The organism is Enterobacter sp. E12, from assembly GCF_014596715.2.
Lineage (GTDB): Bacteria > Pseudomonadota > Gammaproteobacteria > Enterobacterales > Enterobacteriaceae > Enterobacter > Enterobacter bugandensis.
In genome coordinates this window covers 658,224-670,599 of record NZ_CP115601.1, presented here as the reverse complement: position 1 = coordinate 670,599, position 12,376 = coordinate 658,224, and the positions used below count along the sequence as shown (strand labels likewise).

Genomic DNA, 12,376 nt, shown 5'->3' with positions numbered 1-12,376 from the left:
TCTTATCATGCGGCTGGCCACTTAATAGACTAGCCTCAACAAAACGCATTCCATTGAGGAGCACACCATGTCAGTGAAAGCCATTGCCGTTAACCCAGAAAATCCGTCCACCTTCATTGAAATCACACCGCCAATGCCGACGCCTGGCGAACACGATCTGCTGGTAGAGGTGAAAGCCGTATCTATTAACCCGGTTGATACCAAAGTGCATGCAGGCATCGCCAAAAATGGGCTGAACGAGCCACGAATTCTGGGGTGGGATGCCAGCGGGGTCGTCAACGCCGCTGGAGCTGGCGTCACCGGCTTCAAACCAGGTGATGAGGTGTGGTACGCGGGCGACATCACCCGCCCGGGCAGCAATACCACTCATCAGCTGATAGATGCGCGCATTGTCGGCCACAAGCCTGCCAGCCTCGGCTGGGCGGCAGCCGCTGCGCTACCCTTAACTGCGCTCACCGCGTGGGAAGGTCTGTTTGAACGGCTGAATATTCAGGACGCCGAAGCGGACAAAACCCTGCTGATCATCGGCGGCGCAGGCGGCGTGGGATCGCTGGCGATCCCGTTTGCGAAGCACAACAGCAAGGTGAAGATTATCGCAACCGCTTCACGAGAAGATTCCGCCCAATGGTGCCGCGATCGCGGTGCTGACGTAGTGGTCAACTACCGCGATCTAAAAGGCGAGCTGGCGAAGCAGGGACTTACCTTCGTGGATTATATTTTCATCCTCAACGACACCGACGGGCATTGGGATGCGGTCAGTGAACTGATTGCGCCGCAGGGGCATATTTGTTCCATCGTTGAGAATGAACATCCGCTGAACCAGGACAAGCTGAAGTCCAAATCCGCCGCCCTGCACTGGGAGTTTATGTACACCCGCAGCATGTACCAGACCGCTGATATGGCGCGTCAGGGTGAGATCTTAAATGAGGTGGCGAAGCTGGTGGATAACGGCGTGGTGGAAAGCTCGCTCAGCGAAACGCTGCACGGGCTGAGCGTAGAAAGCATTACCGAAGCGCACCGTAAGGTGCTGGAGGGGCATATGCGCGGGAAGGTGGTGGTTGAGTTCTGAGGTATTCCCCCCTCACCCTAAAAGGGCGAGGGGGAAGTTATTACCCCTGCTCCCCCATCATCTCCTTCACCAGCTCGACGCAGCGCAGGAAGCGGGTGTCATAATCCGACTCTTCCACATGCACAAACTCAACGTTGTTCTCGTTAAGCATCTCAACCAGCATGGTCTGGAACTCGCGCCTGTCCACCGAGCTGCCGAGGCTGCGCATGCCGTCGGCCACCCACGGGGTGTTGTTTTCCAGCAGGATCACCAGGTCAAAGCGGTATTCGTCAATCAGCGCCTGCACGAACGGGTGCTCGCGCCCCTCGTACTTTTTACAGAACGCCTGCGTGGTGACGAAATCGGTATCAATAAACGCCACTTTGTTAGCGTATTTCACCGCGAAATCAATGTACTGGGCGTGCCCGAGCGCGATTTTATCGTAGTCGGAATACTGCAACGCCATCTCGTCGCCGCCGAGGTGCGAGAAGACGTAATCGCGTCCATACTCCCACGCGCTGGTGGTGTTGAAGATGTTCGCCAGCTTGTTGACCAGCGTTGATTTACCGCTCGACTCGCCGCCCAGAATAGCCACCGTACGCACGAAGAACGGCTTCACTTCGGTCGGAATATAATCCCAGTAGCGGAACGGGTTCTCGCGGATCTGCGCCCCGCTGATGTTCATAAAGGTGCGTTTCGGGTCGATCAGCACCGTCTCGATGCCCAGATGCTCGCGGAACTGCGGCGCGTCGGACTCTTCAGAGGTGTAGATCCAGTTAGGCGCAATGCCCTTCTCTTCCATAAACGCTTTGATGCCGTTGCTCCACACGTCCCAGCCGTGCGGATACGGCTCCATGCCCTCTTCATTAAAGGCATGAATGCGAATGTTTTTCTGGTACTTAAAGGTCTGAAGCAGCCAGCGCAGGCGGTCCGGTACGGTGGGCTGCTGCGACATGGCGCTGTCTTCAAAGAGCTGGCGATCGCGCGTTTCGTCGTAGCCCATGATGATGTGCAGCTCGTCCACCTGGCTACAGGCGCGCTGGATCAGATAGATATGCCCGGTATGCAGCGGATAAAACTTGCCGAACACCACGCCGATGTTCTTTTGCATTCGCGGGAACTCCAGCCCCAGAAAGCGGTGCAGCGCTTCAAGCTTCTGCGCGCTGGGGCTTTTGATTTTGGCGTTCAGCAACTGGCTCAGGTAGCCTTTGGTCATGCCGCTGGCGTCCGCCACCTGCTGCAGCGTGCAGCCCTTCTGGCGGATCGCGGTCTTGATGTAGTCAAATGATGACATAAATTACGGTGCCTCCTGCAAAATCGAATACGTAATTATAAGTCGTCAAAGACATTTAACGCATCTGCGAGTTTCTTAACGCCAAAGACCTGCATCCCTTCCGGGATTTTTTTCGGTACGTTGGCGGCCGGAACGATCGCCCGACGGAAGCCGTGTTTTGCCGCCTCGGAGATACGCTCCTGGCCGCTCGGCACCGGACGGATTTCCCCAGCCAGCCCTACTTCACCGAAGACGACCAGATCCTGCGGCAGCGGTCTGTCGCGCAGGCTGGAGACCATCGCCAGCAGCAGCGCCAGGTCTGCGCTGGTCTCAGTGACTTTCACCCCGCCAACCACGTTGACGAACACATCCTGATCCGCCATCTGCAGCCCGCCGTGACGGTGCAGCACCGCCAGCAGGATCGCCAGGCGGTTCTGCTCCAGACCGACCGCCACGCGTCGCGGGTTACCCATCATCGAGTGATCCACCAGCGCCTGAATTTCAACCAACAGCGGGCGCGTCCCTTCCCACAGCACCATTACCGAACTGCCGGAGGTGATCTCATCTCCCCGGCTCAGGAAGATGGCCGACGGGTTGCTGACTTCGCGCAGCCCCTGCTCGGTCATGGCAAACACGCCCAGTTCGTTCACCGCCCCAAAGCGGTTTTTATGGCTGCGCAGGGTGCGGAAGCGGGAGTCCGCGTCGCCGTCGAGCATCACCGAGCAGTCGATACAGTGCTCAAGCACCTTCGGCCCGGCCAGCGAGCCGTCTTTGGTAACGTGGCCGACCATCACGATCGCCACGCCGCGCGTTTTGGCAAAGCGCGTCAGGTAGGCCGCGGTTTCACGCACCTGCGCGACGCTGCCCGGCGAGGACTGAATGTCCGCCATGTGCATCACCTGGATGGAGTCGATCACCATCAGCTTCGGCTGCTCTTCTTCGGCGATCATGCAGATCTGCTCGATGCTGGTTTCCGACAGCATGTTCAGATTGCCGGTCGGCAGGCCCAGGCGGTGCGCGCGCATCGCCACCTGCTGGAGTGACTCTTCACCCGTCACGTACAGGGTTTTCATCTGTTCTGCGAGCTTGCAGAGCGTTTGCAGCAGCAGGGTCGATTTCCCCGCCCCCGGGTTACCGCCGATCAGAATCGCGCTGCCCGGCACCACGCCGCCGCCGAGCACGCGGTCAAACTCTTTGAAGCCGGTGGAAAAGCGCGGCAGCGCTTCCAGGCTGATATCAGAAAGCTTTTGCACCTTCGACACGCCTGCATTGCCCGCATAGCCGCTCAGGCGCTCATTGCGGGCCACGCTCGGCGAAGCCGCCACACCACGCACTTCGGTGATGGTGTTCCAGGCATGACAGGCGCTGCATTGCCCCTGCCAGCGCGGATAATCCGCACCACATTCATTACAGACAAATGCGCGTTTTGGAGCTTTCGCCACGGTTTACCTCGTTATTTCTGATTAAGGCTGCCGGAGAGAATGCAGAACACTCCCATCAGGTCAGCGTGACGGATAGTGACTTCCGTCTTTTCATTCACTTTTGGTTTGGCATGGTAGGCAATGCCCAGGCCAGCTACTTTGATCATTGGCAGATCGTTCGCGCCGTCACCAATGCCGACGGTCTGCTCAACCGGAATCTCATACTTTTCTGCCAGGCGCGTCAGGGTATTGGCTTTGTACTGGGCATCCACGATATCGCCGATCACCTGGCCGGTCAGCTTGCCGTCCATGATTTCCAGCTCGTTAGCGACCACCGTGGTCAGATGCAGTTTCTCGCGTAGATAATCCGCAAAGAAGGTAAAGCCACCGGAGGCGATCGCCACTTTCCAGCCGAGGGACTGGAGCTTCAGCACCAGCTGCGTCAGCCCCGGCATCAGCGGCAGCACGTCGCGCACCTGGCGCAGGATGTTAGCATCGGCCCCTTTCAGGGTCGCCACGCGCTGGCGCAGGCTGGCGGTGAAGTCCAGCTCGCCGCGCATCGCACGCTCGGTGACTTCCGCCACCAGCTCGCCGCTGCCTGCCAGTTTAGCAATCTCGTCAATACATTCGATCTGAATAGCGGTGGAGTCCATGTCCATCACCAGCAGACCCGGCGTTTTCAGGTGCGGAATTTTGCCGAGAGGCGCTACGTCCAGCCCGGCGTCATGCGCCAGACGCGTGGCGCGCTGCGTCAGGGAACCCGCGAGGCGAATGACCTGGTAATCTTCCACGCACCAGGCGGCAACAATGACCATCGCCGCGCCCAGTTTGGTTTGATACTGGGTCAGGCGTTGCTTATCCAGACCGCGTCCATAGAGGAGCCAGCCGCTACGGCCAGCGTGGTAATCCAGAGGCATCACCTCATCGCCACTTAACGAGAGCGGCAATCCTGGCCATAAAGAGACATCCGTTGGCAGGTCACACCAGGTAATGTTCGGCATTAAAGCTCCTGTAATTTTGTTCGCGCCGGAAGGTTCCAGAGGGAAAATAACGCATGAGGCTACCCTGTAACCATCACTTCTGGCAACATTAAGCCCTAAATTTTCAGCAGGTGGAATATGGCTCGCGCAAAACTGAAATTCCGGCTTCATCGCGCCGTGATTGTCCTGATCTGTCTCGCACTGTTAGTCGCATTGATGCAAGGGGCATCGTGGTTTAGCCAGAATCATCAGCGGCAGCGCAACCCGCAGTTTGAAGAGCTGGCCCGTACCCTGGCGCGTCAGGTGACGCTCAACGTTGCGCCCCTGATGCGCAATGAAACGCCGGACGATAAGCGGATAGGCCAGGTCTTGCGTCAGCTCACGGAAAACAGCCGCATTCTGGATGCGGGCGTGTACGATGAAAAAGGCGACCTGATTGCCCGCGCGGGTGAGCACGTTAATGTGCGCGACAGGCTGGCGCTGGACGGCAAAAAAGCCGGGGGCTACTTTAACCAGCAGATCGTCGAACCCATTCAGGGCAAGAATGGTCCGCTGGGCTATCTGCGCCTGACGCTCGACACCCACACCCTGCCGACCGAAGCCAAACAGGTCGATAACACCACCAATATTCTGCGCCTGATGCTGTTACTCTCGCTGGCGATTGGCGTCGTGCTGGCGCGCACGTTGCTTCAGGGCAAGCGTACCCGCTGGCAGCAGTCGCCGTTCCTGCTGACCGCCAGCAGGTCGGTTCCCGAAGACGAAGAGAGCGAGAAGAAAGAATAGTGATAAAGTAGGCGAATGACTCAGAAAAGGAACTTTGCCATGACGACGTTACGCCTGCTTATCTCTGACTCTTACGATCCCTGGTTTAATCTCGCGGTGGAAGAGTGCATCTTCCGCCAGATGCCCGCCACCCAGCGCGTGCTGTTTCTCTGGCGCAATGCCGACACGGTAGTTATTGGCCGCGCGCAAAACCCGTGGAAAGAGTGCAACACGCGACGCATGGAAGAGGACAACGTCCGCCTGGCGCGCCGCAGCAGCGGCGGCGGCGCGGTGTTTCACGATCTGGGCAATACCTGCTTTACCTTTATGGCGGGTAAACCGGAATACGACAAAACTATCTCAACGTCCATCGTCCTCAACGCGCTCAATTCACTCGGCGTGACGGCTGAAGCGTCCGGGCGTAACGATCTGGTCGTGAAAACCCCCGAGGGCGACCGGAAGGTCTCCGGCTCCGCCTACCGCGAAACGATGGATCGTGGCTTCCACCACGGCACCTTGCTGCTGAACGCTGACCTGAGCCGTCTGGCTAACTACCTGAATCCTGATAAGAAAAAGCTCCAGGCTAAAGGGATTACCTCTGTGCGTGGGCGCGTAGCGAATCTGGTTGAACTGCTGCCGGGGATTACGCACGGGCAGATTTGCGATGCGATCCGTGACGCGTTCTTTGAACATTACGGCGAGCGCGTGGAAGCGGAGGTGATCTCGCCTGACAAAACTCCGGACCTGCCCAACTTCGCGGAAACCTTCGCCCGCCAGAGCAGCTGGGAGTGGAACTTTGGTCAGGCGCCTGCGTTTTCCCATCTGCTGGATGAGCGTTTTACCTGGGGCGGCGTGGAGCTGCATTTTGACGTGGAGAAAGGCCATATCACCCGCACGCAGGTGTTTACCGATAGCCTGAACCCGGCACCGTTAGAGGCGCTGGCGGCTCGTTTGCAGGGCTGTTTGTATCGGGCGGATATGCTGCAGCAGGAGTGCGACGCGCTGACAGGGGATTTTCCGGAGCAGGAAAAAGAGCTGCGGGAGCTGTCGGCGTGGATTGCACAGGCCGTGCGCTAAGTGCGGTTTGGTGCCCTCACCCCGGCCCTCTCCCACTGTACAGTCCGGGGACATGGTAGACAGGTGTTCGGGGACATGGTGAACACTTTTTAACATCCTTTACCCATGGTGATCGACTTTTTCTTCAGGTCGATCACCCCCACTTTCGTGCTGTACCACCACACTTCATAGCAGCCGTCATCCTGTGTCTCCCTCAGCCCGACCCGTTCTCCCCTGAACGCCTTGCCTGCGCTCAGACTGACACCCTGTATGCTCAGCTTTCCGCTGACATCCACTTTCCTGACCTTCACCCCTTCATCGTATTCAGGTGGCGTTACGCTGCCGCTGTACTGCCGGGCAGACGGCTGATACCGCGAGGCCGGTACCGCCATATCCAGCGCCTCGTGCGGGCGTTCAAGGTTGTACACCGTGCGCCAGTGGTCGAAGGCGCGCTGCAGCTCACCGCTGTCCGCGAACCATTTTCCCTGCAGCACTTCCGACTTCAGGCTGCGGTGAAAACGCTCCAGCTTGCCCTGCGTCTGCGGATGATAAGGCCGGGAGTGCCCCACCCGGATACCGTGGCGCATCAGCCACAGCTCCAGCGCCGTCCAGGTGCCGGTGGTGTCTCCCCACGGTGAGCCGTTGTCCATCGTCATCCGGTCCGGCAGGCCGTAGCGTTCAAACACGCTGACCAGCTGCTGCTGCACGGTCTCGCGCCGTTCATCGGTACAGTGCGCCAGGCACAGGGAAAAACGGGAGTGGTCGTCCAGCAGGGTGAGCGGATGGCAGCGGCCACCGCCAAAGGGAAAGTGGCCCTTAAAATCCATCTGCCAGAGCCGGTTCGGCGCGTCGTGTTCGAACCGTCCCGTGGCGGGAATGCCCGGTGTTGCGCCCGGCAGCAGGCCGTGACGGGCCATCAGGCTATGGACAGTGCTGAAGGCGGGCATACGGTGCCCCTGGTCTTCGAGCCAGCGCTTAATCTTGCGTGCGCCCCAGCGTTCATGGCGCTCATGGGCCATGCGCAGCAGGGCGGTGATGTCGTCAGATGAGCGGTTCGGGGAATGGTGCGGTATGCGCGGGCGGTCCTGAAGGCCGGAGGCACCTTCCTCCATCCAGCGACGAAGCCACTTGTAGCCGGTGGCAGGTGAAATGCCGAAGCGACGGCAGAGGGAACGGATGTTCGCCCCGTCCTGCGAGGCGAACAAAACAAACTCGGTACGTAATGACATGGTATCTCTCGCATCCCAGGGCATAAGCGACTCCATAGACGGGTTCTTATGCCTTAGTTGTAAGTGTCTACCATGTCCCCGAACAAGTGTTCACTATGTCCCCGGACTGTACACCCACAGGGAGAGGGAGGGAAGAGACAGAATTACTCTTTATCGCCCAGCAGAACGGATTCCAGCGCGATTTTGATCATGTCATTGAAGGTCGTCTGACGCTCGGCAGCGGTCGTCTGCTCGTGGGTACGGATATGGTCAGACACGGTGCAGATGGTCAGCGCTTTCGCACCAAACTCAGCCGCTACGCCGTAGATACCGGCCGCTTCCATTTCCACGCCCAGGATGCCGTATTTTTCCATCACGTCGAACATGTCGCCTTCTGGCGAGTAGAACAGATCGGCGGAGAACAGGTTGCCCACGCGTGCGTCAACGCCCAGCGCTTTTGCCGCGTCAACCGCGTTACGCACCATGTCAAAGTCAGCGATTGCCGCAAAGTCATGATCTTTAAAGCGGATGCGGTTGACTTTAGAGTCGGTGCACGCGCCCATGCCGATCACCACGTCACGCAGCTTAACGTCCATACGCACCGCGCCGCAGGAGCCAACGCGGATGATTTTTTTCACGCCGAAATCGGTGATCAGCTCTTTGGTGTAGATAGAGCAGGATGGGATACCCATACCGTGGCCCATAACGGAGATTTTGCGGCCTTTATAGGTACCGGTGAAGCCCAGCATGCCGCGAACGTTGTTCACTTCACGCACGTCTTCCAGGAAGGTTTCAGCAATGTGCTTCGCGCGCAGCGGGTCGCCCGGCATCAATACGACGTCAGCGAAATCACCCATTTCTGCATTAATGTGAGGAGTTGCCATCTTCAGTTCCTTTTACATTGTTTATTCTTTTCACCCTCTCCCTGTGGGAGAGGGCCGGGGTGAGGGCATCAGGCCGCACCCAATCCGTTTAGAACATGGCCTTGCCATATTCCATGTCAGACGTACCAAAGTATTTCGCAATGGTCTGGCCGATGTCCGCGAAGGTTTCACGGTGACCGAGCGAGCCCGGCTTCACTTTCGGGCCGTACACCAGTACCGGAATATGCTCACGGGTGTGGTCGGTACCGGTCCAGGTTGGGTCACAGCCGTGGTCTGCGGTCAGGATCAGAATGTCATCTTCCCCCACCAGCTCCATCAGCTCCGGCAGACGGCGGTCAAACAGCTCCAGGCCCGCAGCATAACCGGCTACATCGCGACGGTGGCCCCAGGAGGAGTCGAAGTCCACGAAGTTGGTGAAGACAATGGTCTTATCGCCTGCTTCTTTCATCTCTTTGATAGTGGCATCGAACAGCGCATCCAGACCGGTCGCTTTCACTTTTTTGGTGATACCGCAGTTGGCGTAGATATCCGCTATTTTGCCCACGGACACCACGTGACCGCCCTTCTCGTCAACCAGCTTCTGCAGCACGGTTGGCGCCGGTGGCTCAACGGCCAGGTCATGACGGTTACCGGTACGCTGGAAGTTACCCGCTTTGTCGCCGATAAACGGACGTGCGATAACGCGGCCAATGTTGTAGCCGCCTTCGGTCAGCTCTTCACGGGCGATTTCGCACAGTTCGTAGAGTTTATCCAGGCCAAACGTCTCTTCGTGGCAGGCAATCTGGAACACGGAGTCAGCAGAGGTGTAGAAAATCGGCTTGCCGGTTTTCATGTGCTCTTCGCCGAGCTGATCCAGAATCACGGTGCCGGAAGAGTGGCAGTTACCGAGGTAGCCCGGCAGGTTGGCACGCTTCACCAGCTTATCGAGCAGCTCCTGCGGGAAGCTGTTCTCGTGATCGGAGAAGTAGCCCCAGTCAAACAGCACCGGCACGCCGGCGATTTCCCAGTGACCGGACGGGGTATCTTTCCCGGAAGAGAGCTCGTGCGCCCAGGCGTAGGCGCCCACCACTTCCGCGCTGCCGTCCATACCGGCTGCGATTTTACCGGTAGAGCCTTCATGTGCTTTTACCAGCCCGAGGCGGGTCAGGTTAGGTAGAGTCAGAGGGCCTTTACGACCGTTGTCCGCTTCGCCTTTTGCACAGGCTTCCGCGATGTGACCCATGGTATCGGAACCCACGTCACCAAAACGTTCTGCATCTTCGGTTGCGCCGATGCCGAATGAGTCCAGCACCATAATAAATGCACGTTTCATAATTGTTCTCCGTACTTAGTGCTTCATAAAAATGCGATCAGATCAGTATACCGCTATTCAGTGATACGACGATAGACCGTCGGTGTGGTTTCCGGTGCTTTATCGTCAAGAGATATTGCCGCTTTCACCGCTTTCGCCGCGTCCTGCCAGCTGGCTTCGTCTTTCGCGTGGATCACCGCCAGCGGACGTTGGCCGTCGACGCTGTCGCCCAGACGGGCCATATCGGTAAAGCCGACGCTGTAATCAATGGTGTCCGATGCCTGACGACGACCGCCACCCATAGATACAACAGCCATGCCAAGCGCGCGGGTGTCCATGGCGGAGACAAAACCTTCGCCATCCGCATAAACAGCTTTGCTGAGCATCGCGGTCGGCAGGTATTTCGCGTAGTTTTCGACGAAATCGGTCGGGCCTTTCTGCGCCGCCACCATGCGGCCAAAGATCTCCGCCGCTTTGCCGTTGTCCAGCACCGCCTGAAGCTTCGCGCGGGCTTCCGCGTCGTCTTTGGCCAGCTTGCCGGAGATGAGCATCTCAACGCACAGCGCCATGGTGACATCGAACAGGCGCGGGTTACGGTATTCACCTGTGAGGAACTGCACGGCTTCGCGGACTTCAACCGCGTTACCGGCGCTGGAGGCCAGCACCTGGTTCATGTCGGTCAGCAGCGCGGTGGTGCGCACGCCCGCGCCGTTGGAGACGCCAACGATCGCTTCGGCAAGCTGAGCAGAGAGTTCATAGGTCGGCATAAACGCGCCGCTGCCCACCTTCACGTCCATCACCAGCGCGTCCAGCCCTTCCGCCAGTTTTTTGGCGAGGATAGAGGCGGTGATCAGCGGGATGGAGTCTACGGTGGCGGTAATATCACGCGTCGCGTAAAAACGCTTGTCTGCCGGAGCAAGAGAGCTGGTCTGGCCGATAATCGCCACGCCAACGTCTTTAATAATATCGCGGAAGCGATTGTCATCCGGGAAGATATCGAAGCCCGGAATGGCTTCCAGTTTGTCGAGCGTACCGCCGGTGTGGCCCAGGCCGCGCCCGGAGATCATGGGAACATAACCGCCGCAGGCTGCCACCATAGGGCCGAGCATCAGCGAAGTCACATCACCCACGCCGCCGGTGGAGTGTTTGTCCACAATCGGGCCGTTGAGGTTGAGGCTTTTCCAGTCCAGAACGGTTCCTGAATCTCGCATCGCCATGGTCAGCGACACGCGCTCAGGCATCGACATATCGTGGAAGAAAATGGTCATCGCCAGGGCAGCAATCTGCCCTTCTGAGACGGTGTTGTCACGAATGCCGTTGATGAAGAAGCGAATTTCTTCGTCGCTTAAAGCAAGACCATCACGTTTTTTACGAATAATTTCTTGTGCGAGAAACACGGTAACCCCCATGCGGAATCGGGTGAATGGCGGCGGGTACACTTACCCGCCCTGCGATCCTGTAGGCCGGATAAGCGAAGCGTCATCCGGCATTGTCTGGCAATCAGTAGCTGCTTGCGCTCTTACCGTCGCCGTGACCCAGCGCCTTCAGCAGGCTTGCCAGCAGGCTGGACGCGCCGAAGCGGTAGTGGCGGGAGTCAGCCCACTCAGCGCCAAACAGTTCGTCGGCAATCGCCAGGAACTGCTGCGCGTCTTCCGCGGTACGTACGCCGCCCGCAGGTTTGAAGCCCACGGTTTTGGATACGCCCATATCGCGGATAACTTCCATCATGATGCGCGCGCTTTCCGGGGTCGCATTGACCGGCACTTTACCGGTAGAGGTTTTGATGAAATCCGCACCGGCTTTGATGGAGATTTCTGACGCCTTACGAATCAGCGCCTCTTCTTTCAGCTCACCGGTTTCGATGATCACTTTGAGCAGCACGTTTGCCGCCGCACACGCGTCTTTACAGGCTTTCACCAGGTCAAAACCGACCTGCTCGTTGCCGGCAATCAGCGCGCGGTACGGGAACACCACGTCAACTTCGTCCGCGCCGTAGGCAATTGCCGCGCGGGTTTCCGCCAGCGCAATCTCAATGTCGTCATTGCCGTGCGGGAAGTTAGTCACGGTTGCAATGCGCACGTCCGGCGTGCCCTGCTCTTTCAGTGTTTTGCGGGCAATCGGGATAAAGCGCGGGTAGATACAGACGGCGGCGGTGTTACCCACTGGCGTTTTTGCCTGATGGCACAGGGCGATGACTTTTTCATTGGTGTCGTCATCGTTCAGGGTGGTCAGGTCCATCAGCTTCAACGCGCGCAGGCTGCTTGCAGTTAAATCGGTCATAACATTCTCCAACGGCAGTGCCGTATAAATTTTACCTTGCGGGTCTGTGAGTATTCTAACATTCACCCGCATCCACACTTCGACATTCATCACAGTTAATGAAAACTGCGTACAAATTTGCATTACTGTAATGAGATCTTCTTCAAACTTTAGCGTGCAAGTTGCTGACTAAA

General features: G+C 58.1%; 11 protein-coding genes. 3 read left to right on the top strand and 8 right to left on the bottom strand.

Annotated elements, in window-relative coordinates:
* Nucleotides 1-67: 67 nt before the first annotated feature.
* On the top strand, nt 68-1,069 hold the full coding sequence (locus IB212_RS03265; protein WP_041911285.1) for a zinc-binding alcohol dehydrogenase family protein: 1,002 nt from the start codon (nt 68-70) through the stop codon (nt 1,067-1,069).
* Between the two features lie 40 nt (nt 1,070-1,109).
* Here the strand turns inward: IB212_RS03265 and nadR are convergent, their stop codons facing one another.
* The 3 genes from nadR to serB are packed head-to-tail and all read right to left on the bottom strand — an operon-like array spanning nt 1,110 to nt 4,743.
* Entirely contained in the window at nt 1,110-2,342 is a 1,233-nt protein-coding gene (nadR, locus tag IB212_RS03260; RefSeq protein ID WP_003856522.1) for a multifunctional transcriptional regulator/nicotinamide-nucleotide adenylyltransferase/ribosylnicotinamide kinase NadR, read from the bottom strand.
* A gap of 35 nt (nt 2,343-2,377) precedes the next feature.
* The gene (gene radA / locus IB212_RS03255) at nt 2,378-3,763 is read right to left on the bottom strand and encodes a DNA repair protein RadA (RefSeq protein ID WP_003856523.1); all 1,386 of its coding nucleotides are present in this window, start codon (nt 3,761-3,763) and stop codon (nt 2,378-2,380) included.
* Between the two features lie 11 nt (nt 3,764-3,774).
* Nucleotides 3,775-4,743 (bottom strand): phosphoserine phosphatase, encoded by a 969-nt coding sequence (serB, locus tag IB212_RS03250; RefSeq protein ID WP_028015444.1) that lies wholly within the window; start codon nt 4,741-4,743, stop codon nt 3,775-3,777.
* A 117-nt stretch (nt 4,744-4,860) separates the two neighbouring features.
* Between serB and IB212_RS03245 the strand changes: the two genes are divergently transcribed.
* Together IB212_RS03245 and lplA are read left to right on the top strand one after the other, a co-directional pair.
* Nucleotides 4,861-5,505 (top strand): YtjB family periplasmic protein, encoded by a 645-nt coding sequence (locus IB212_RS03245; RefSeq protein ID WP_188245749.1) that lies wholly within the window; start codon nt 4,861-4,863, stop codon nt 5,503-5,505.
* Between the two features lie 39 nt (nt 5,506-5,544).
* Nucleotides 5,545-6,561: a lipoate--protein ligase LplA gene (gene lplA / locus IB212_RS03240; protein ID WP_188245750.1), complete on the top strand. Its 1,017-nt coding sequence runs from the start codon at nt 5,545-5,547 to the stop codon at nt 6,559-6,561.
* Nucleotides 6,562-6,650: 89 nt separating this feature from the next.
* Here the strand turns inward: lplA and IB212_RS03235 are convergent, their stop codons facing one another.
* The 5 genes from IB212_RS03235 to deoC form a co-directional block, all read right to left on the bottom strand.
* Nucleotides 6,651-7,805 (bottom strand): IS481 family transposase, encoded by a 1,155-nt coding sequence (locus tag IB212_RS03235; protein ID WP_081753002.1) that lies wholly within the window; start codon nt 7,803-7,805, stop codon nt 6,651-6,653.
* Between the two features lie 107 nt (nt 7,806-7,912).
* Nucleotides 7,913-8,632: a purine-nucleoside phosphorylase gene (deoD, locus tag IB212_RS03230; RefSeq protein ID WP_003856538.1), complete on the bottom strand. Its 720-nt coding sequence runs from the start codon at nt 8,630-8,632 to the stop codon at nt 7,913-7,915.
* An 88-nt stretch (nt 8,633-8,720) separates the two neighbouring features.
* Nucleotides 8,721-9,944, bottom strand: a complete 1,224-nt coding sequence (deoB, locus tag IB212_RS03225; RefSeq protein ID WP_188246120.1) for a phosphopentomutase — start codon at nt 9,942-9,944, stop codon at nt 8,721-8,723.
* Nucleotides 9,945-9,997: 53 nt separating this feature from the next.
* Complete coding sequence (gene deoA / locus IB212_RS03220; protein ID WP_041911290.1) at nt 9,998-11,320, bottom strand: thymidine phosphorylase; 1,323 nt, start codon at nt 11,318-11,320, stop codon at nt 9,998-10,000.
* Between the two features lie 103 nt (nt 11,321-11,423).
* A complete protein-coding gene (gene deoC / locus IB212_RS03215; RefSeq protein WP_032644972.1) occupies nt 11,424-12,203 on the bottom strand; it encodes a deoxyribose-phosphate aldolase in 780 nt (259 codons plus the stop codon).
* Nucleotides 12,204-12,376: the final 173 nt, after the last annotated feature.